Annotated in this window: 21 protein-coding genes; 14 read left to right on the top strand and 7 right to left on the bottom strand. The window is 47.3% G+C overall.

The window, feature by feature from the left end:
* Positions 1-138: 138 nt before the first annotated feature.
* The gene (locus tag ABCW47_RS10405; RefSeq protein WP_343209853.1) at positions 139-771 is read left to right on the top strand and encodes a hypothetical protein; all 633 of its coding nucleotides are present in this window, start codon (positions 139-141) and stop codon (positions 769-771) included.
* Between the two features lie 38 nt (positions 772-809).
* On the opposite strand, the gene ABCW47_RS10410 is transcribed toward ABCW47_RS10405, so the two are convergent.
* Together ABCW47_RS10410 and ABCW47_RS10415 are read right to left on the bottom strand one after the other, a co-directional pair.
* Positions 810-1373: a DNA-3-methyladenine glycosylase I gene (locus tag ABCW47_RS10410; protein ID WP_343209854.1), complete on the bottom strand. Its 564-nt coding sequence runs from the start codon at positions 1371-1373 to the stop codon at positions 810-812.
* A gap of 38 nt (positions 1374-1411) precedes the next feature.
* Positions 1412-3622, bottom strand: coding sequence for an immunoglobulin-like domain-containing protein (locus ABCW47_RS10415; RefSeq protein WP_343209855.1), 2211 nt, complete (start codon positions 3620-3622; stop codon positions 1412-1414).
* Positions 3623-3819: 197 nt separating this feature from the next.
* Here ABCW47_RS10415 and ABCW47_RS10420 point away from each other — a divergent pair, with 197 nt between their 5' ends.
* On the top strand, positions 3820-4965 hold the full coding sequence (locus ABCW47_RS10420) for an aldo/keto reductase (protein ID WP_343209856.1): 1146 nt from the start codon (positions 3820-3822) through the stop codon (positions 4963-4965).
* 106 nt (positions 4966-5071) lie between these two features.
* Here ABCW47_RS10420 and ABCW47_RS10425 read toward each other — a convergent pair whose 3' ends face one another.
* Positions 5072-5212 (bottom strand): hypothetical protein, encoded by a 141-nt coding sequence (locus tag ABCW47_RS10425; protein ID WP_343209857.1) that lies wholly within the window; start codon positions 5210-5212, stop codon positions 5072-5074.
* A 158-nt stretch (positions 5213-5370) separates the two neighbouring features.
* Here ABCW47_RS10425 and ABCW47_RS10430 point away from each other — a divergent pair, with 158 nt between their 5' ends.
* A complete protein-coding gene (locus ABCW47_RS10430) occupies positions 5371-5910 on the top strand; it encodes a GNAT family N-acetyltransferase (protein WP_343209858.1) in 540 nt (179 codons plus the stop codon).
* Positions 5911-6015: 105 nt separating this feature from the next.
* Here the strand turns inward: ABCW47_RS10430 and ABCW47_RS10435 are convergent, their stop codons facing one another.
* Complete coding sequence (locus ABCW47_RS10435) at positions 6016-6282, bottom strand: DUF3781 domain-containing protein (protein ID WP_343209859.1); 267 nt, start codon at positions 6280-6282, stop codon at positions 6016-6018.
* 409 nt (positions 6283-6691) lie between these two features.
* Here ABCW47_RS10435 and ABCW47_RS10440 point away from each other — a divergent pair, with 409 nt between their 5' ends.
* Both ABCW47_RS10440 and ABCW47_RS10445 read left to right on the top strand, forming a co-directional pair.
* Complete coding sequence (locus ABCW47_RS10440) at positions 6692-7165, top strand: GNAT family N-acetyltransferase (RefSeq protein WP_343209860.1); 474 nt, start codon at positions 6692-6694, stop codon at positions 7163-7165.
* Between the two features lie 45 nt (positions 7166-7210).
* The gene (locus tag ABCW47_RS10445) at positions 7211-7657 is read left to right on the top strand and encodes a GNAT family N-acetyltransferase (protein WP_343209861.1); all 447 of its coding nucleotides are present in this window, start codon (positions 7211-7213) and stop codon (positions 7655-7657) included.
* Positions 7658-8221: 564 nt separating this feature from the next.
* On the opposite strand, the gene ABCW47_RS10450 is transcribed toward ABCW47_RS10445, so the two are convergent.
* Both ABCW47_RS10450 and ABCW47_RS10455 read right to left on the bottom strand, forming a co-directional pair.
* Positions 8222-9601: an MATE family efflux transporter gene (locus tag ABCW47_RS10450; protein WP_343209862.1), complete on the bottom strand. Its 1380-nt coding sequence runs from the start codon at positions 9599-9601 to the stop codon at positions 8222-8224.
* Positions 9602-9766: 165 nt separating this feature from the next.
* Positions 9767-10969, bottom strand: coding sequence for a dicarboxylate/amino acid:cation symporter (locus ABCW47_RS10455; RefSeq protein ID WP_343209863.1), 1203 nt, complete (start codon positions 10967-10969; stop codon positions 9767-9769).
* A 163-nt stretch (positions 10970-11132) separates the two neighbouring features.
* Here ABCW47_RS10455 and ABCW47_RS10460 point away from each other — a divergent pair, with 163 nt between their 5' ends.
* The 5 genes from ABCW47_RS10460 to ABCW47_RS10480 all read left to right on the top strand — a co-directional run bounded on the left by ABCW47_RS10460 (position 11133) and on the right by ABCW47_RS10480 (position 16592).
* Positions 11133-11477 (top strand): PadR family transcriptional regulator, encoded by a 345-nt coding sequence (locus ABCW47_RS10460; protein WP_343209864.1) that lies wholly within the window; start codon positions 11133-11135, stop codon positions 11475-11477.
* An 86-nt stretch (positions 11478-11563) separates the two neighbouring features.
* Positions 11564-12655 (top strand): DUF2812 domain-containing protein, encoded by a 1092-nt coding sequence (locus tag ABCW47_RS10465; RefSeq protein WP_343209865.1) that lies wholly within the window; start codon positions 11564-11566, stop codon positions 12653-12655.
* A 49-nt stretch (positions 12656-12704) separates the two neighbouring features.
* The gene (locus tag ABCW47_RS10470) at positions 12705-13625 is read left to right on the top strand and encodes an ABC transporter ATP-binding protein (RefSeq protein ID WP_343209866.1); all 921 of its coding nucleotides are present in this window, start codon (positions 12705-12707) and stop codon (positions 13623-13625) included.
* A gap of 342 nt (positions 13626-13967) precedes the next feature.
* A complete protein-coding gene (locus ABCW47_RS10475) occupies positions 13968-15239 on the top strand; it encodes an ABC transporter permease (RefSeq protein WP_343209867.1) in 1272 nt (423 codons plus the stop codon).
* A 177-nt stretch (positions 15240-15416) separates the two neighbouring features.
* Positions 15417-16592, top strand: coding sequence for a MalY/PatB family protein (locus tag ABCW47_RS10480; RefSeq protein ID WP_343209868.1), 1176 nt, complete (start codon positions 15417-15419; stop codon positions 16590-16592).
* Here the strand turns inward: ABCW47_RS10480 and ABCW47_RS10485 are convergent.
* Entirely contained in the window at positions 16519-17142 is a 624-nt protein-coding gene (locus tag ABCW47_RS10485) for a hypothetical protein (protein WP_343209869.1), read from the bottom strand. The two genes, ABCW47_RS10480 and ABCW47_RS10485, sit on opposite strands and share 74 nt — an antisense overlap.
* A gap of 203 nt (positions 17143-17345) precedes the next feature.
* On the opposite strand from ABCW47_RS10485, the gene ABCW47_RS10490 reads away from it, so the two are divergent.
* The 4 genes from ABCW47_RS10490 (at position 17346) to ABCW47_RS10505 (ending at position 21169) form a co-directional block, all read left to right on the top strand.
* On the top strand, positions 17346-17900 hold the full coding sequence (locus ABCW47_RS10490) for a prolyl-tRNA synthetase associated domain-containing protein (RefSeq protein WP_343209870.1): 555 nt from the start codon (positions 17346-17348) through the stop codon (positions 17898-17900).
* A gap of 173 nt (positions 17901-18073) precedes the next feature.
* Entirely contained in the window at positions 18074-19234 is a 1161-nt protein-coding gene (locus ABCW47_RS10495; protein ID WP_343209871.1) for an MFS transporter, read from the top strand.
* Positions 19235-19299: 65 nt separating this feature from the next.
* Entirely contained in the window at positions 19300-20589 is a 1290-nt protein-coding gene (locus tag ABCW47_RS10500) for a glutamine synthetase family protein (protein ID WP_343210059.1), read from the top strand.
* A 34-nt stretch (positions 20590-20623) separates the two neighbouring features.
* Positions 20624-21169, top strand: coding sequence for an ANTAR domain-containing response regulator (locus tag ABCW47_RS10505; RefSeq protein WP_343209872.1), 546 nt, complete (start codon positions 20624-20626; stop codon positions 21167-21169).
* The last annotated feature ends 65 nt before the right edge of the window (positions 21170-21234 follow it).

Here is a 21234-nt window from a genome sequence, read left to right on the forward strand (position 1 = left end):
GGAAGCATGATTAACTATGCTTTCCTCACTCTGACTGATTAGAAATCGAATTTGATATGGAGGGCTAAAGAACAGATAACAGAATACTTTGGCTTTTTCTGTCAATAATGTTGAAAAAAGATGATATGGAGGAATAGTATGAGGAAACAGATATGGATCGGAGCTTTATCGGCAACTTTGATTCTTATGGTTCCAAATATAACAACGATACAAATCGAGAATGTCAAGGCTCAGGAGTGCATACTGGAAGAGCGAGAACAGTTTTTTACCGTGACAAACAACGTAGAACCGTTAGAAGAATGGAAACAGGAAAATCAGTTTTCTGCCTCGCTGTCAGCTGAGGTTATTGAGGAATTTACCGATTATGCGGTTCCCAGAAACAGCAGTTTTAAATCATACATGTCATACAGAGCGATCAGCAATAAACGAAGTAAACAATACAAACTTCAGATGAAGGCAGAGACCGGAAAATACGGAATACGAACAGTAGACGACAGATATTGTATCGCACTGGGCAGTTATTATACTACGAAAGTAGGAACAAAAGTCGATCTGATTATGAAAAATGGCGCCGTAATCGAATGTATCCTGGCCGACTGTAAAGCAAACCGGCATACGGATAAAACAAACCGGCAGACCGCTGACGGCTCTGTAGTAGAATTTGTTGTGGATACCAGAAATCTGCATCGGAAGGCTAAGAAAATGGGCGATATGTCCTACTGCTCCGATGATTTCAAGGGCCGGATTAAAGAAATAAGAGTCTATGAATAGAACAAGGCGGAAGCCATGTAAATGGAGTTACACAACTTTTACTCCTGATAAACAAAGCAACTTGTCAAATGATCATTTACCAAACCCGCAGACTGCATGAATGCATAGATGCTTGTAGAGCCAACAAACTTAAATCCCATTTTTTTCAGATCTTTGCCGATTTGATCCGAGAGAGGTGTTTTGGCCGGTATGTCCTCTATCTTCTCCCAATGGTTTTTAATTGGAGTATAATCCACATAGGACCAAATGAATTTATCAAAGCTTCCATGGGTTTCCTGTACGTTCAGGAATGCTTTGGCATTGGTTACAGCGGCGTTCAACTTAAGCCGGTTTCGGATGATCCCTTCGTTTCCCAGCAGCTCCTGTATTTTGCTCTCATCGTAAAGCGCTACTTTGGCCGGATCAAATCCGTCGAACGCCACCCGGAATGCTTCTCTTTTTTTAAGCACGGTGATCCAGCTGAGACCAGCCTGCATCCCTTCTAAAACCAGCATTTCAAACAGCTTATTGTCATCATGTACAGGCCGTCCCCACTCCTTGTCATGATAATTAATGTAGATCGGGAGATCACCTGCCCAGGGACATCTTATTTTTTCACTCATTATGTATAATCCTTTCTTCTGTGTTATCTTTATCTGTCTCATTGCCCATTCACACAAAACTCATCCCACACATAAAACTCTTCCGAATGTCCTTCTTCTTGTATTCCCTGAACAACCCGGTATCTTCCAGGCACTAAAACAGCATATTCTGCCAGATTCCAGGCTGCAGTAAATGCTTTTCCGGGTGTCAGCCCATACCCTACATTATAGCGGATGGAATAATCGGGGTAACGGGAGGGGACTTCATACCAGCAGCAATTTTTATAGTATTGCAGCAGGCTGGTGCCGGACAGCCAGTAATCTCCGAAGTGGCTGGTGTCAATCTGAAAGTCCAAAAGAACCTGACCGGGAGCTGTTGCATGATCTTCAAGCCGGAGAGTAATATCTTCCCGACTGGTCCATTCGGTGGAAATGGGCGTTAGCGCCTGCCTGGCAAGCAGACGGGGATTGCCGGAAATATATTCACCTTCGTACACCAGGTGATCCATACTGCATAGATTCTTTTTCATCCATTGAAGCTTTTCTTCATTCAGGATATCGACGCTTATCACTAAATTTCCCTCGGCTGTGAAATCTTTGATACCATGAATGCGGATTCCGTCCCCGCCGGTTCCAAAAGAACGCTCGATGTAGCAGCTTCCGTCGGAAAGAAGATGCACGCTGTCTTTATTTGCCTTGCTGTATGCTGACAGAGCTTCATAAAAATCTGATACAAGAACATGGTATTTCGAATGAGTGGAAAAGCGGGAGGCCGGAATGATTTCTACATCAGAGGGACTCCAGACATTCTGACGGAACCAGTCCGCACTTTTCGTATTTAATGTGGACATCTCCATTTGCAGGGTATCCGAGTTTTCAGGAGCCGTGCCGACCGGACTGCAAGACAGATTCTGACTGATGATAGCATAGGAACGTGATACAATCTCCGTTTGGGAGGGCCAGAGAGTCAGAGTTTCGGGCCATATTACATCTCCCGGATGCTCTTTTTCATAATCCGCCAGGGCTGTCTCCAGCGACTGCTGTCTTTCGGTCAATAATTCATCGCTGTTTACTGAGCCATCCGCTATCTTGTCCTCTGTGATCGTGATCAGAACTGAGACGTATTTGTTATCAAAAAATGGTTCCTGCTTCGTATGAAAGATTTTGGTGATCCGGTAAGTGCCGGGCACGAGCCGGGCGTATTCGGACAGATTGAGACGAAAAGTCTGTCCGGTATGGCCCTCCAGAGGATACACTGATAACGTTGCGGACGTATCGTATGCCACGTTGGAAAAACGCCGCGGCACGCGGTACCATACACCGTTCTTCAGATAATCAAGGAATAGTTCCCTGTCATAATAAACCACAGCATTGTTGGGATTATCGAAGCGGATCGGTATTTCCTTATCCAATATGGAATATTCGGTCTTTTCCATCCGGCAGGTAACTCCTTGAAAATTTATGATATCCGCAGGAACATCGGAAACGGTAAGAGGAAGATTTTGGTTGCACAGATCGGCTAGAACCCCTGGCGTGCCAAGGCTTTCATAACGCAGAGCAGCGCTGCCGGTGCAGACGATACGGTTGAGCCAGTTCTCCATCTCCTCATTCATATAACAGACGGATATTGTGCAAAGGTCAGCGGTATCGTTAATATAGGCAGTTATCTCATCAATGCCCGCAAGTCCCTTTGTCTTAATCCGGACGGGACCGTTCCAGGCGAGCGAGATAGAACCTGGATTCTCCGCTTCATAGCTTCGGAGCCCATCGTAAAATGACAGGAGAGCAGAAGACGGCGGAGATTCTCTGATATAGGAAGGCAGGGAGACTTCCGAATCCTTTATTTCCTGAATCTGCAAATTGCAGTCTTCAAAAATATCCGCTTTCAGCAAATGATCCCTGATCCACTGTTTCCGTTCCGAAGAGAGGGAAAACACCGGCAGGACATAAGACTCACTTTCTGGTTCATACTGAATCGGCAGCATTGCAATATTCTGGCTCAGAATCCCGATGGCGTCCTCGGAAAAACAGCCGGTCTGGGGATAGCGAAGCCACAGGGATTCTTCGTGAATCGGCAGTGATACGTCCAGCGGATTTTCTTTGCCGTAGTTTTGCAGAGCAATATCAAAGGTCTGTAAAAGCTTATCTAATACAGGCTCTTCGTTCTGTTGGCCGGCCGTTGAGGAATCATTTGACGACATACCGCTTGTACAGCCGTTCAAAGAAAACAACAGAAGCAGCAGGAGAAATAGAAATGCCTTTTTCTTCATAGCTTCCTCCCTTCATTTGTACATGATCAACTGCCCGATACTTTAATTTTAAATGACCGGAACGGCTTTGTAAACAAAAGGAAGCAATGAACAAAGAATATGAAAGAGGCGGGCTACCATAATTTGAAGGGAGTATGTTATAATTAATCTATTGAATTACGCGAGAGTCCTGACAGGACGAAGGAAGGGGAGAGAGAATGAGATACCGGGAACTTGGAACGAGCGGATTAAGACTCAGCGAGATCGGGCTTGGCTGTGAGGGATTTGCGGGGAAAGAGGAAGAATTCACCAGGGAGCTGTTTGATCTGGCTATGGAACATGGAGTAAACTGTATGGATTTATATAGTCCGGACCCGGAGCTGCAGAGCCGGATCGGGCGGATGATAAAAGGGCGCAGGGATACGTTTATCCTGCAGGCTCATCTGTGTACGGTGTGGGAAGACGGGCAGTACCGGTGCTCCCGGGACCCGGATGAAGTAAAGAATTCCTTTGAGGAGATGTTAACCCGGCTGGATACGGAATATGTGGATATCGGGATGATCCACTATGTAGATTCTGTCAAGGGATGGAAGGAACTGGAGGAGGGCGAGGTAGTAAAGTATATGCTCCGCCTGAAAGAAGAAGGGAAAATACGCCTCACCGGGGTGAGCAGCCACAATCCGGCGGCGGCCCTGCGGGCGGTGAAGAGCGGCCTGATTGATGTGCTGATGTTCAGCGTAAATCCCTGCTATGACCTGCTTCCCGGAGACGAAGACTGTGAAATGCTCTGGGCGGAGAAAAGCTATGAACAGATACATACCAACATGGACCCGGAGCGGAAGGAACTGTATGAGACCTGCCAGCGCATGGGAGTGGGGATTACCGTAATGAAAGCTTTTGGCGGCGGCGACCTGTTAAGTGAATATTCACCGGCAGGGAAGGCGCTGACGGTCAATCAGTGTATCCACTATGCCCTGACCAGGCCGGCGGCGGTCAGCGTGATGTCCGGCGTCCGTTCCCTGGAAGATTTGAAATTAAGCCTGGCCTATGAGGACGCCACGGAAGAAGAGAAGGATTACGCGGCGGCATTTGCTTCATTTCCCAAGATAAACTGGGAGGGACACTGTATGTACTGCGGCCACTGTGCGCCCTGCCCGAAGGGGATTGATATTGCCTCTGTGACGAAGTTCTTAAATCTGGCAAAAGCACAGGGCGAGGTGCCGGAGACGGTTCGTGAACACTATAAGGTGCTGGAATATACGGCGAAAGACTGTATTCTGTGCGGAGCCTGTGAGAAACGGTGTCCCTTCCAGGTACCGGTGAGGGAGAATATGCGCGAAGCGCTGCAGGTTTTCGGAAAGTAGAACAGATGGTATCTAATAATGATTCAGCCCGGCAGGCGCTGTTCCCCGCACGCTGCCGGGCTGTTGTTATTGTGATAGTAAATAAATGTTATTCCCGTGTGTTCTTTTATCCGTCAATAAAAAATTCGGTACATAGAGTGACATATTCCAGATCGACAGCCAGCCGGAACTTCCCCGGAGATAGTATTGCGTAGTTTCCCAGCAGGAATCGGACATCCAGCGATTCCCCGGGATAGATGGTGATCATAGAATCCCAGCCACACTATACCTCTTAATTATAGTATATCGGACGAATATCATAAGATCAATTGCCGCATAGTTCTTACTGGTTGACTATTATCTGGAATTGTGCTAGAACAAGATATATTTCAATATAAATTTTAGAAACTAAAAAGGAGATAGATTATGCAGATACGTCTGGCAAAGCCTTCCGACGCAGAGGAGCTTATAAATATTTACAGACCCTATGTGGAACAGTCGGCTATCACATTTGAATATGAAGTTCCCGCAGAGCGTGAGTTCAGAGAGCGGATTCGCCGGGTCGGAGAGAAGTATCCTTATCTGATCTGTGAGAATGAGGGAGAGATCCTGGGTTACTGTTATGCTCATGAAATGCATGAAAGAGCAGCCTACCAGTGGGATGCGGAGCTGTCTGTCTATGTGAAACAGAATAAAAGAGGGCGGGGAATCGGCACGCTGCTTTATCAGATGCTTTTGGAGCTGCTGAAACTGCAGAGAATACAGACTGTCACTGCCTGCATCACTCTGCCGAATGAAGAAAGCAGGGCATTTCATGAATCGTTCGGATTCCGGCAGACCGGATATTCTGCGAAAGCGGGCTATAAGCTTGGGGAATGGCATGATGTGGGCTGGTTTGAACTGGCATTGGGAGAACACGAGAATCCTCCCCGGCCTTTTATTGCGGTAAGTGAACTTAATCTGTAAGGAAGCAGAATTAGACGATTGAAATAGACTGCTGAACCAAGCCTCTGGTCTAGTAAAATAGACCAGAGGCTTTTCGATAGGATGTACTGGCTTATATTATAAAATTTATTTCAACTTATGTGCAGTAATTATCGTGTAGCTATAGGCGTTTACCGTTATTTTGCAGCCATCTATATTTATATACCAGTTTTTCCCCTCTCTCCGGATGCTGCTGCCTGGTTCTTTTATTTTATTGCGGCACCAGCTGACCACGTCTTCTATTTCCTCTAAGGACAGATTCTTTTTGATCCGGATAACCCCTAATTCTGTCGTATGCAGTTTGTCCAGATTTATAAGCAGTTCATTTATTGTAGTGTTCTGTTGTGGGGTCATTACGTGTCCTCCGAATCGGTTTTTATTTATTATATAGAATTGCCCTCTGCACTGTCAACGGAGTGTGACCGGCAGAATTTACTTCTCTTCCCTGTAAGATCAGGGTGTCAAAAGCACCTTTGGTGCTATGCTCGTACCGATATATGGTACAGAGCCAGTGCCTCGCACTGTTTTGACACCCTAATCCTGCAATAAAGCATCAGGGATAAATTACCAGCTATTGCATTTGCCTGCCCTTCCCCCTATAATAAACCTATCTGTTGTCTTTTACTTTGGCGGCGCAGGCTTCAGACCAGGTATGGACAAAAACAGAAACGGGTTGAAAGAAATGAAAGCAAGAAGGAGCTATGCAGTCTGCCCCCTCTTTCAATCTGTTATTGCGGGCAGAGTGAATGCATGAGGGAAGAGGATGGATATACAGATTAAAATGGCAGAGAAAAACCAGAGCAGTCAGCTGGCAGATATGAGACTCGCCTACTTAAATGATGATTTCGGCGGGCTGACGGAGGAACAGACAACAGCAATCCGTGCACAGCTTCCGGATTATTTTGAGGAACATATTGGGAAAGAATTTTTTCCATTTGTGGCCGAGGTGGATGGTGAGATTGTGGCGACTGCCTTTTTGCTTGTTACAGAGAAACCGGCTAATCCGGAATTTCTTACCGGCAAGACGGGTATGCTCCTGAATGTATATACAAAACCGGAATACCGCTATCAGGGGATTGCGGCTAAGGTAATTGAGGCGGTAAAAGAAAAGGGGCGTCAGGAAGGCTTATCCTATCTGGAACTGTCCGCAACTGATCAGGGAATCCGGCTGTATGAGAAGACTGGATTTAAGCGGAGAACTTCTCACTATACAGAGATGATCCTGGAATTTGAATAAAAAACGGGATACCGAATGAAGCGCTGCGGAGGGCTAGAGAGCAATATGAAGATAGCGAAAATTGAGGATAACGACAAGACGAATTTTATGGAGCTTCTCCTTCTTGCAGACGAAGATATAAAAATGATTGAGAAATACCTGTACCGGGGAGACTTATTTGCGTTATATGACGATGGACTAAAAAGCGTTTGTGTGGTTACACAGGAGAGCAATGACAGCTGTGAACTGAAAAATATCGCAACATATGAACACTGGCATGGAAACGGTTACGGAAGTAAACTTTTAGCCTATATATTTTCCTATTACAGGGGCAGGTACGCAACTATGTCTGTGGGAACCGGCGATGTTCCGTGGATATTACGGTTCTACCAGAAAAACGGCTTCCGAATTTCTCATAGGCTTCCGAACTTTTTCACGGACAATTACGACCATCCAATGTATGAAGACGGTGTCCAACTGGTTGATATGGTCTATTTGAGCAAAAGTCTGTAAGCTTTATTACACGGTTTTTAGAAGAAGAATTACATAGTGATACAGCAATAGCCGCAGAAACCTGCGGCTATTATTATCATATAGGAAACTTCGTTCCCTATATGATAAAACTCAATTGTCACATGGTATAAAGTCAACAGACATTATACGGATGTCGGAGCTCATAAGGCCGGAGGCCTTTTACTAATGCGCGGAGTGTACATCCCCCGGAGAGTTGCCATAACGTTTTGCAGTTATGGTATAATGACTGTTTCTTGCTTTCCCGTTCCGCTTTAACAGGTTATTTTTAACCAGCTTCCTGATTAGCCTGGAAGGTTATACCCCTGCATATCGCAGGTTTATCTGCGATATTGCACCAATTTGTAGTTTGAAACTGTTTATGTTTCAAACTTGCACTTTCTCGCAAAAGCATATTGCCATCTCCTTGATTCCAATTCGCTGATCCTTATTATAGCAAATCGTGTCAATCGTGCCAAAATGAATGACCCGATTGTGACCCGATATTCCCATTGTTCCCGTAAATACAGGAGAAATAAGAATTATCAGAAGCAAATAGAGTCATTGTCATGCACTGTGAGCCGCAGGCTGCTCAGGCTCCTTTTTTAACATCGGCATAACCGTGAGAAGCATAGTGATAAAGGAAGCCAGCCCGCCGACAAAGTTGGAGATCGGTTCGGCCAGGAATACGCCGTTTGTACCCAGTCCGGCGATCGTGGGCAGCCAGAGCGTCAGCGGAACGACGATAACAACCTTGCGCAGGACGGAGAAAAAGACTGCCTGTTTGGATTTGCCCAATGCTACGAAGGTGGACTGTCCGGCAAACTGGAGGGACATCATAAAGATACCGAAGAAATAAAGACGCATAGCCGGAGCGCCCGCTGCCAGCAGTTCAGCATCACTGTTAAACAGATGGATGAAGAACCTGGGGAAGCAGAAGAGAAGCGCCCAGACAATGACAGTGAAGATAATACAGCCCACGGTCATAAACTTGATGGCACTGCGGACCCTCTTGTACTGGCCGGCTCCATAATTATAGCCTATAACCGGCTGCGCGCCGTTTGTCAGGCCATTCACCGGCATCGTAATGATTTCACGGACGGAGTTTATGACCGTCATAATTCCCACATACAGGTCGCCGCCGTAAGTCTGCAAAGTGGAATTGCAGACGACCTGAACGATACTGTTGGTTACTGACATGATAAAACTGGAAGTGCCCAATCCGGCGATCTCGCCTACCAGCTTCCAGTTTAATTTCATGCTGGCCCGGTTTAATTTCAGTATCGCCCTCTTGCCGGTGAGAAAACGGAATACCCATGCGGCGGACAGAAACTGGGAGAAGATGGTAGCTAAAGCCGCCCCCTTTACACCCATATGGAACACGAAGATAAAGATGGGGTCCAGAATAATATTGGTAATTGCACCCAGAATAACCGTCATCATCCCGATTTTTCCAAAGCCCTGGGAGTTGACAAAGGTATTCATGCCCAGGCCCACCATCACAAATAACGTACCGCACAGGTAAATGGTTATGTAAGCGTTGGCATAGGGAAATGTAACATCACTTGCGCCGAATAAATACAGGATCGGCCGTTTGAACAGAAAACATAGAATCATCAGAAGAACACCGGAGATGAGCAGCATGGAAAAAGAATTTCCCATAATCTTTTCCGCACGGTCTTTATCCCCGGCCCCTCTTGCGATGGAGCAGAGCGGAGCTCCGCCCATGCCGAACAGATTAGAGAAAGCCGTAATCATGGTTATAATAGGAAAGGTCAGTCCCAGACCGGTCAGTGCCTGCGTGGAGGCCTCCGGAATATGCCCGATATAGATACGGTCTACCACGTTATAGAGAACATTGATCAACTGTGCGAGTGTAAGCGGAAGAGCCAGGCTCAGAATGTTTTTTGAGATACTGCCCTTACTGAAGTCATTTTCGGTTTCCATATTCCCCATCCCTTCTAAACTTTACACAAAATTAACATACAAAATCATTATACGCCAATATTTCTATTTGACAAGATTTCCTGCGAGTAAAATTAAGGAGCGGTAGGATTACTTCTGTGAAAAGAATTTGGATGCGGTAGGATTTTTTATTGCCTATATGAACTATCAATCACGGCTGTTTTTTCTGCGGTCCAGCTTGTCCACCACGAGCGCAATTGCCTGATCGCCGGTTATATTAGCCGCTGTCCCGAAACTGTCCTGTGAGAAATGCAGGGAGATAATCAGCTGCTGCATCGGTTCGGTAAAGCCCAGCATGGAGCTGATCAGCCCCAGGGCAGCCATAACGCCGCCGCCCGGAACTCCCGGAGCGGCAACCATAGTGATTCCCAGCATGAAGATAAAAGGGGTAAACATGGTCAGTGTGGGCGTCATGCCATTGGCCAGCAGTATCCCCATGGAACCCAGAACCAGACAGATCGTATCTCCGGACAGATGGATGGTGGCGCAGAGTGGAATGACGAAATCCGATATTTCATCTGAAATCCCGTTCTTTTTCGCACATTCCAGATTGACTGGAATTGTTGCCGCGGAGGACTGTGTCCCCAGTGCGGTGAAATAGGCGGGCACAATCGTTTTTAGTTTAGAAAGTAAATTTTCCCGGCAGATGAGGCTGGAGAGCAGAAACTGGAACAGGGTATAGAGCCACTGGACGATCAGGATGAGAAGGAACAGGGATACAAAAATCCGTATGGTTGCCAGCAGCTTTCCGCTGGCCGCGATGTTGCAGAACAAGCCGGCAATATGAACTGGAATAAGGGGGATAACAATATTTTTCAGCGCGCCTGAAATAATGGACTGCAGATTCTGCAAAACGGACAGAAGCCCCTGTTCTCCCTTTAAGTTGGCCATTCCCAGACCCAGCAGGAAAGCCAGGATCAGGGCGGTCATAACGCCAAAGACGGGTGCGGCTTCAATCGTAAGAAAAGGATTGTAAACTGCTGATTCTACAGAAGTAGAACTGATTGGTTTGACAAGAGCGGGAAGTACGGCTTTTCCAAGAAAAAAAGATAAAAATCCTGCCAGGACCGTGGAAAAATAGGCCAGCAGCAGGGTGGCGCCGAATAACCGGTTTGCTTTCTGGCCCAGTTCCGCCAGCCCAACGGACACAAAGGAAAGGATCAGCAGAGGAATCAAAAAATTCAGAAACGTGGTGAACAGGGAAGTAAATGTGGCAAAGAGCCGGACAATTCCTGTGAACAGGAGGGAATCCTGTATCCCAAACAGAGTTCCCGAGGACCCGATCAACATACCGGCCAAAATTCCCAGTATCAACCGCAGCAATAAATTTGATGACAATCTTTTTTTCATAAGCTCTCCATTCTCAACCACATTCTAATGAAACAGACAAAGTGATAGGATTATCATTTCAGGATTGACAGAAAATTATGCTTATGATAATATGTCACTAGACGATATGTCGAGATACGACATATCGAGCAATGATATAAAATGGTAAAGGGGATGAGGCAGTGTGACAGATTCTCTGGTAAAAAAATATATACCGATGACAGAGACTACCTATTATACGCTGCTGGCAGTAATAATACCCCGGCATGGATATGCGATCATGCAGTTTGTGAAGCAGCTGACGCAGGGACGTATCTGTCTTGGTACAGGAACACTTTATACCATGGTAGGCCGCCTGGTGGACGATGAGATGATTCAGATTGTCTCAGAAGAAGGGGGCAGAAAGACTTATCAGATTACAGAGATGGGACGGAGCTTCCTGGAGCAGGAAACCAGCCGGCTGGCGAATCAGCTGGAAAACGGCAGAGAAATCCTGCTGCAGGGCGGAGGTAAAGCAGAAGAAAATTAACGACATGGAAAATCAGATCATTTTTGAGGAAGCTTTATGTTTCAGCTGTTCAGGGCAGAAACTGCAGAAGGTACATGGGGGTTACTATGGCGGATCATGAGAGAAAAAAAGTCCTGAAACTCTTTGTCAGCATGAATCAGGAAAAGATGTGGCTGGAAGAGATGGGGACACGGGGATGGAAATTAAAAAATGTCACCTTGGGCTGTGTGTATACGTTTGAACGGACCACGCCGGCACGCCTGTTTTATGAGGTAGACCGGTTTAACCTTCCTAAGAACCCGACTCTCCAGGATATCAGACACAAGGAGATCTTTCTGGAGATGGCGAAGGAAATGGGATGGGAGATGATCGCCCACGACGAAGAAATGAATTACTATTTCTGTAAGGAATACGCGGAGGGCGATATAAACGAACTGTATAATGATGAGGAATCCCGGCTGTTTCACGCGGAAAAATACAGAAGGCATTATCTTGAGAAGGCAAACAGCATAACGGGTTGGGCATTATTTATCGGTATATTTCTGATACCATACCATCTGCTGGTACAGAAAGTAGATTGGTTTTACTTCTTTGTTTTCGTGTATATCGTATTCAGCCTTGTCCTCTCGCGGATGCTGAACCGGGTAGCGAAAATGTACTATCGGGAGATGAAACTGACAAGAGAAGAGTGGCAGCTGGAGAACGACAGGAGATACTGCAGGACGGCAAGACGTCTGATCCTGACTAACCGTGGCCTGAAGAAGTACCTATCCAAAATGGTCAGGGAGGGATGGCAGTTAATCGGAATAACACCGCTGAAATACCGCTTTATACGCCAGGAGGCGATTCAGTATTCTTATACGCTGGATTCTAAATACCTGACAAACAGGAGATGCCGGGCGAAGGGGATCGGGAAATTCTCCGATTTCAAAGACTGGAGCGGGATGAACAACGACTGGCAGATACAAAGTGTGAAGGACGCGGAGGCAAAGGGATGGAAATTTGTCTGCGCCCTGGAGAACCGGGCTGTCATATACCGCAGCGAGCCGGATTCAGCACCGGAACCACTGAACGATCCCAAGTATGATAATAAACTCCGTTTTATTTCTGTAATCGGCTATGTGGGGGTGATTACCATTATCTCCGGGCTGATTGGCGGGGTGATTGGATATATTCTTGGATCACTGGGGATTATTTGATACTTTAATACAATCGAAATAGTATGACTGGGATGGAGGAAAGAATGAGATGAAACTGGAAGTAAAAGAGATTTATAAGAAGTTTGGTGATAAAGAAATTCTTCATGGAATTTCATTTGAGGCAGAAAGCGGGCGGGCGTTGGGCCTGCTGGGAAGAAACGGCGCCGGGAAGACCACAACCATGCGTATCCTGATGGATGTATTTAAAAGCAATGGAGGGGAGATTCTGCTGGATGGAAAGCCCTTTGTTCCCTCGAAACACAAAATCGGCTATCTGCCGGAAGAGCGGGGGCTTTACCCAAAACGGACTGTTGCGGATCAGATGATTTATCTTGCCAGACTGCGGGGTTTCACAAAATCCCAGGCTCAGGCCGGGATGAAGAAATGGCTGAACCGTATGGAGATCAGCGAATACGAGAACAGGAAGCTGGAGACTCTTTCGAAAGGAAATCAGCAGAAAGTCCAGCTGGCAGCAACGCTGGTATGTGATCCGGAAATTGTTATTCTGGACGAACCCTTCAGCGGTCTTGACCCGGTCAACTCCCAGATCCTTAAGGATGTAGTTGCAGAGCTGATCGAGGCAGGAAAGATTGTGATTTTCTCAAGCCATCAGATGAGCTATGTGGAAGAATTCTGCGATGAGATTGCCATAATCAATCACGGTGACGTAGCTTTAAAAGGCGAATTAAAGGAGATCAAAAAGGAATATGGAAAGGACCGGCTGATTCTCTCGGCGGAGAATTACAGTCTGGCGGAATTAAAGGAGAAGCTGGAACACTTTGCGGCTGACCTGGTACAGGTAGAAAGTATCAAACGGGATTTCCTGGTCCTGGAATTAAGGCAGGGGGCTTCACGCAGGCGGCTGCTGGAGGCGGTGAACGCACAGGACATTGAGATAGAGCATTTCGGAATCTACGAACCTTCTCTGAACGACATATTCGTGGCACGGGTAGGGGAAGAGAGTGAGTAAGGGATAGGAAGAGTGAAGAGTGAAAAATGAAGAATGAAGAGTGAAGAGTGAAAAATGAAGAGTGAAGAGTGAAGAATGAAGAGTGAAGAATGAAGAGTGAAGAATGAATAATGTAAGGCGGTGAAAGCTGCGGCGAAGCCGCAGGTGAAAATGTTCCTTCGGAACAGTGAAAATCGCACTATGTGCGAGTGAAAAATGGACGGAGAAGGAATGATGAAGAACACAGCAAGAATGGGGAATGAAGAAGGAATCGCGAAGAAGGAAGAATGAAGTAAGTATGTGTAACGAAAATAAAGATGCTATTGTTGACGATAAATGTTGTGATTGGGGAGTGAGTGAATCATGAAGAAATTTCTAGTTGTTCTGGAATATGAGTTGAAGGAGTATGTGAGAAGCAAGGGCTTTGTGCTGACTACGCTGCTGATTGCGGTTCTGGGTGCGGGTATTTTATTTTTACCCCGTATAGTAAATATGTCTGGGCTTCTGGGTACAGGGCCGAAGCAGGAGGCACCGGTGCCGGAGGATGAGTCTTCGAAGGATAAAGAGGATGATGAAAAGGCTGACCAGACGCTGCTGCTCTATGATGAAGCCGGCGTTATGAATATGGATTTGTTAAAGAGTCTTTTCCCGGATTCGGTCTGGGAGGCGGCAGCGGATGAAGATGTGATCCGTGAGAGAGTACAGTCCGGAGAGGTGGCAGCCGGGTTTATCGTAAGGTCTGCGACGCAGTACGATTATTATGTCCTGAATAAAGGTATGGGTGATGAAAATAAAGCCCGTTTTGAGACCGCGATGACGACTGTGGCGAGACAGAAATACTGTGAAGACAATGGACTGGACTATGACGAGGTGGAGGCGCTGTTCTCCCAGCAGATTGTTTCTAATGATCTGGTGCTTGGCAAGGATTCGGGACAGAACTACTGGTACAGTTACGCTCTGGTTATTCTTGTCTTTATGCTGATCGTATTCTACGGCCAGATGATAGCGGTGTCGGTAACGAATGAAAAGAGCAACCGTTCCATCGAGGTGCTGGTGACTACCACCACGCCCAACAGCCTGCTGTTCGGCAAGGTGATTGCAGGAGCAATCGCCAGCCTCTGCCAGGTGGGACTGATCATGGGATCTATTTTGATTTCCTATGCGGTAAACCGTGACGTATGGGGCGGCATGCTGGATATGATATTTATGATTCCGGGATCTGTACTGATCACCTTTGCTTTCTTTGGCCTGGGCGGTTTCCTGTTCTACGCCTTCCTCTACGGAGCGGTGGGAGCCCTGGTGTCCAAGACAGAGGATATCAGCAAGAGCTCCGGCGGCCTGATGATGCTGATTATGATTGTATATTTCATCGTACTCTTCCAGTTGACGAATGTGGATGGTGTTGCGATGAAAGTGCTGTCCTTCCTGCCGTTCAGTTCCTACAGCGCCATGTTTGTGCGTATTGCCATGGGAAGCGTGCAGGTATGGGAGGTTATCGTCTCCTATGTCATACTCCTGGCATCCATATTCGGAGCCGGATTCCTGGGAGCCAGGATCTACCGTATGGGAACACTTCGGTATGGCAATCCGATTAAATTTACTACAGCCCTGAAAGATATGAAGAAATCAAATTAGCTTTATGGCAGACAGCCGTTGCCGGGGATACTTTCCCTGTCAACGGCTGTTGTTTTGTATGGAAAGTTCCGGCACAAAAGAAAACGGAAAAATATTGATAATATAAGTAAATTCGGCTATGATACGTTTATGTGGTATTTTGTCACAGCATCGGATGGAATGGGGAGGAAAGAGAGTATGCAGTATAATTTTGATGAGATTATAGACCGGTCAAATACCGGTTCTTTAAAATACGATTTTAAGAAGGACCGGGGAATGCCGGAGGATGTCATACCCATGTGGGTGGCAGATATGGATTTCAGATCCCCGAAGGAAGTGAGGGACGCTGTTGTAAGGTCCGCGGAACATGGCATCTTCGGGTATTCTGAGGCGACCGGAGCGTATACGGATGCGGTGAGGAACTGGTATCGTACCCGGTTTGGCTGGGATATCCGGCCGGAGTGGATGGTCCGGACGCCCGGTATTGTGTTCGCAATCGCGATGGCAATCCGTGCCTTTACCCGTAAAGGGGACGGCGTGCTGATCCAGCAGCCGGTGTACTATCCATTCTCAGCCTGCATTGAGAAGAATGAACGCAGGCTGGTGAATAACGCACTGCGGTATGAAGACGGCAGATACTCCATGGATTTTGAAGATATGGAGCGGAAGATAACAGAGGAAAACGTAAAGCTGTTCCTGCTCTGCAGCCCTCACAACCCGGTGGGAAGGGTTTGGTCTGAGGAAGAGCTGAAGAGGGCCGGGGAAATCTGTCTGCGTCATGGCGTAGTCGTGGTTTCCGACGAGATTCACTCTGACTTTGTGTGGGGAGATCGAAAGCATGTGATGTTCGGGAATATTTCCCCGGAACTGAGAGATATATCTGTCACCTGCACCGCGCCCAGCAAGACCTTTAATATTGCCGGCCTGCAGGTTTCCAATATATTCATACCGAATGAAACACTGAGGGCAGCTTTTGAGACCGAGATGGAAAAAACCGGCTACAGCCAGTTGAATCAGCTGGGAATGGCAGCGGCGGCAGCAGCCTATGAAAAGGGCGGCGAGTGGCTTTCGCAAGTGAAGGAGTATCTGGAAAAGAACCTGGAATTTGTTAGAAATTTTGTGAAGGATAGACTGCCTGAGCTGTGCATGGCGGAGCCAGAGGGAACTTATCTGGTGTGGCTGGACTTTAATCATCTGTCATTGACGCGGGAACAGAGAGATGAATTAATCGTGGGCAGGGCAAAGCTATGGCTGGATGAAGGTGATATATTCGGAGCCGGGGGAGAAGGATTTGAACGGTTTAATATTGCATGTCCCCGACAGATTCTGGAGCAGGCATTCCTGTCTCTGGAAAAAGCATTGAGAAACCGGTAAAGAATTCAGGCTGGAGACGGGAGGCGGCACTGACATATTTGCTGCGCCGCACCCGGTCGGCCTCAGTGACGGTGTCAAGACGGGTTAAGTCACAGTTATGGGCCAGATCGGCTAATTTTACAATAGATGCACGGGGATTACAGGCTACTCTTTCAATATAATCGGAGTAGCTTTCTTCCTGCCTGCGGGTGAGTACCTGTATGATTTGAACACAGGATTCCGGAATTCCGGCGTTCCTTAAGTTCTGTACCGTGAGAGAGGTATCCTCCAGCACGTCGTGAAGCAGGGCGGCGATGGAAAGTTCCAGGTCATCCGCTGTATACACGATGAGGGGAGCATGCTTGAGATAATGGAGATCCTTCAGACGTTCGTCGGAGGGGCTGATGTGATTGACAATACGGCAGACGGCCAGAGGATGAGCATAATAAGGCTTCCCGCCCTTATCGGTCTGGCCTGCATGGGCAGACATGGATAGTTCAAGAGCAGTCTGCAGCCTGTCGGTGAGAATACGGCTGCAATCATCCAAAACACCACGAAATTCAATCTGCATTTGTGACCTCCTGGCGGGAAAATGAATGTTTACATTGATTATACAAGCTCTTTTTATTCTGCTTACAGTATACGGCCTTCGGCGGATAAAATCAATTCCTGAAATTAGATTCTGTAAAGTCAGAACATTTTATACTCCATTCCGGAGCATTGCGGCGGGGCGAAGAAAAATCAACTTAAAAGAGAAGAAAGGACAATGATACAATGAGTGAAATTTACATAGACCGGACCTTATACACAACGAAACCGGACAATGGGGATCAGAGACTTTCTAAGGAAATGTCGACCTATAAACTTCTGGAGGAGCTGGAGATTGACTTTATCAGAGTGGATCATGGCGCTGCGGGCACGATTGAAGACTGCCTGGAGGTGGAAAAGCTTCTGGGAACGGACATCTGCAAAAACTTGTTTTTGTGCAACCGGCAGGAAACGAAATTTTACCTTCTGATGATGCCGGGCGAGAAACCATTTAAAACAAAAGAATTGTCAGGACAGATCGGGTCCTCCAGGCTTTCTTTCGCTAAAGCGGAGTATATGGAACAGTTTTTACATATTACGCCGGGATCAGTGAGCGTAATGGGACTAATGAACGATAAAGAGAATAAAGTGCAGCTTCTGATCGACCAGGATATATTAAGACAGGAGTATATCGGCTGCCATCCCTGTGTGAATACCAGCAGCATGAAACTGAAAACAAAAGATATTGTGGAGAAATTTCTTCCTGCGGTTCATCACAGCCCGATTCTGGTGGAACTGTAATTCAGGGTCAGGAACTTAATAATGAAAGGAAATACAGAACAGCAGAAACCAATATTTACAAGCATTTCACGCAATGCTATACTTTTTATGTATCTTTATGCCAGAGACTGCATAAAGAATCAGAACCTTCTGGCATCCAGATTTGTTCTGAAATGGGAGGAATGGAGATTAAAATGAATAAGAGCAAGAGTAAATGGATTCTGGGGATTGTAACGGTACTGCACTGGTTTTCTCTCTATACATATGTGCCGTATTTTACCCCGTATATGCAGACATTGGGAGCGATTGCCACGGTGACCGGCATGGCGGCCGGAGCCTATGGATTTTCCCAGATGGTTTTCCGTATTCCCATCGGAATCGGCGCGGATAAGCTGGGGAGGCAGAAGATATTCATAACGCTGGGTGTGGCGATGTCGGCGGTGGCTTCTCTGGGGATGCGGCTGTTTCCCAACCCGGTGGCACTGCTTTTCTTCCGGGGGCTTTCCGGACTTTCTGCGGCCAGCTGGGTCTGCTTTCCGATCCTGTTTTCCAGCTATTTCAAGCCGGAAGATTCCACAAAGGCCATTGGAAATATCAACGCCATGAATAACTTTGGACGGCTTGCGGCTACGTTTCTGGGCGGAATGGTGGCACAGGCCTTTGGCATGGTTTCCTCCTTTACCCTGAGTTTTGCCGCGGGAGTGCTGGCAACGATACTCAGCCTTTTTGTGCAGGATATTGAGACGGAACGGGAGCCGCTGGCCTTAAAGGAGCTGGCTACCGTAGCCAAAAACAAGCCGCTGATTCTGGGCTGTATTCTGGCCTGCTGCCTGCAGTTCATCATGTTTGCCACGGCATTTGCATTTACCTCTAATGTGGCGGCGGATCTGGGCGCCACGCCGATGCAGCTGAGCATGGTGACAACATTTTTTACGCTTACGAATTTTATTATGTCGCTTTTAGTGGGCGGCGTGTTTGTCAAGAATTTTGGAGAGAAGCCGGTGATACTGACCGCGTTTCTCATGGTGATACTTTATTGTATTCTGGTTCCTCTGGTCCCTTCCGTCTGGATGATCTGTGTCCTGCAGCTGATGGGAGGCTGCAGCAATGGATTGCTGGCCACTATTTTAATGTCCATGTCAGTGCGGACCGTAGAACTATCCAAGAAGAATACGGCTATGGGAGCTTATCAGGCAATCTATGGAATTGGAATGACACTGGGGCCAGCTATCATGGGAGGCATTGTAAATGGCTCCGGTTACCGCCTGGGTTTTCTGATCATGGGAATTATCGCGGCCGCGGCTGTTGTGCTTGTCCTGCTGTTTTATAACAAAGCAGTCTCCCTTAAGAACTAATAACAGTTTCTGAGAAAGGAAATGTGCCGGCGGGCAGAAGGCGAAAATAGTCCGGCATGGAGAAAATTATGGGTTATACGAGAGAAGATATTGAACGCATGGTAGAAGAGGAAGATGTAGAATTTATCCGGCTGCAGTTTGCTGATATATACGGTAATCTCAAAAATATGGCGGTGACGGCAAGCCAGCTGAAAAAGGTTCTGGACAACCAGTGCACATTTCCATGTATGGCAATTGATGGCTTTCATGATAAGGATAATCCAAGTCTTTACCTTTACCCGGATCTGGATACTTTTACAATATTTCCCTGGAGGCCCCAGCAGGGCCGGGTAGGCAGATTTATCTGTGATGTATACCGGGCGGACAAGGTGCCCTTTGAGGGCGATTCCAGACAGGTGCTGAAAAATGTGGTGGAGAGAGCAGCGCGCATGGGCTATCGGTTTAAGGTGGGGCCGGAATGTGAATTCTTCCTGTTTGATTATGACGAGGATGGAAATCCGACTACCGAGACCGGGGAGAAGGGATGCTATTTTGACGTAGCGCCTTCCGACGGCGGAGAAAATGCCAGAAGAGACATTGTACTGACTCTGGAGGACATGGATTTTGAGGTGGAGGCATCCTTTCACTCTGAGGCTCCGGCGCAGCATCAAATAGATTTTAAATATGATGAACCCCTGGCAGCAGCCGACAATATTACGACGTTTAAGCTTGCGGTGCGCACGATAGCCAAACGCCATGGGCTGTATGCTACTTTCCTGCCCAAACCCCGAAATGGGGAGAAGGGCTCCGGTATGCATTTGAAAATTTCTATCTATGCTCATGAGTCGAAAGAGAATTTGCTGCAAAAGCAGGGGCAGGAAGAACTTACAGAGACCGAGCGGTATTTTATCGGCGGGTTAATGGCCCACATGAAAGCTCTGTTTTTGATTACCAATCCGATTGTAAATTCCTATAAGCGCTTTGTGCCAGGTTATGACGCGCCGACTCAGATCGGCTGGTCAAGAAAGGAATACAATGCCCTGATTAATCTGGCGTCTACCGATTATGGAACGGAAAAAATAGAGTTGCGCAGCCCGGACGGCGCTGCTAATCCCTATCTTGCGCTGGCTGTGTGTCTTGCAGCCGGGCTGGATGGCCTGGAACGGAAGCTGGAACCCGGCTGTCAGGAGCAGGGGGACCCGGTGCCGGGCTCTCTGGGAATGGCGCTGGAAGCATTCCGGGAGGACTCTTACATCCAGGAGGTATTGGGCGAATATATTTCAGAAAAATACCTGAACGTAAAAGAGGAAGAGTGGAAGAGCTATACGGAGCAGGTGACTCCCTGGGAAATTGAACAGTACCTTTATCGAATCTGATGTTTGAAACCAGAAAAACGTACGGGGTATAAGGATGCTGAATTTGATTGTGGCGTTCCCGAAACGGGAAGATGCGGCAAAAATGAAGAGTATTCTGATGCGCAGCGGTTACGATGTGAGCGGCGTGTGCACGGGAGGTGTCCAGGTCATTGCGCTTGCCGGCCAGCTGGAGTCAGGGCTGGTTATCTGCGGCTACCGTCTGACGGATATGCTTTACAGCCAGCTGAAAGAGGATCTTCCTTCCGGTTTTCAGATGCTGTTGGTGGCGTCTGCCGCCCGCCTGGGAAATGATTACACAGGGGACGTTGTGTCAATTGAGATGCCGCTTAAAATTAATGAGCTGGTAAACACGATTGATATGATGTCGAGGCAGCTCTTCCGGGAGAGGCGGAAGAAACGTACCGCAAAGAAGGCCCGCACGGAACAGGAGGAACAGCTGATTCTGGAAGCCAAGACCCTGCTGATGGAACGGAATAAAATGTCGGAGGAGGAGGCTTACCGCTACATGCAGAAAACCAGCATGGACAGCGGGACTAACCTGGTGGAGACAGCGGGGATGATAGTGACGCTGTTCAGATAGGTGCTAATGAAGAAGGAAGAGGGAATAATGAAGAACGTTGGTAAGATAAAATACTGTGATATGGT

The sequence above is a fragment of the Anaerolentibacter hominis genome, from assembly GCF_032380675.1.
Taxonomy (GTDB): Bacteria; Bacillota; Clostridia; order Lachnospirales; family Lachnospiraceae; genus Anaerolentibacter; species Anaerolentibacter hominis.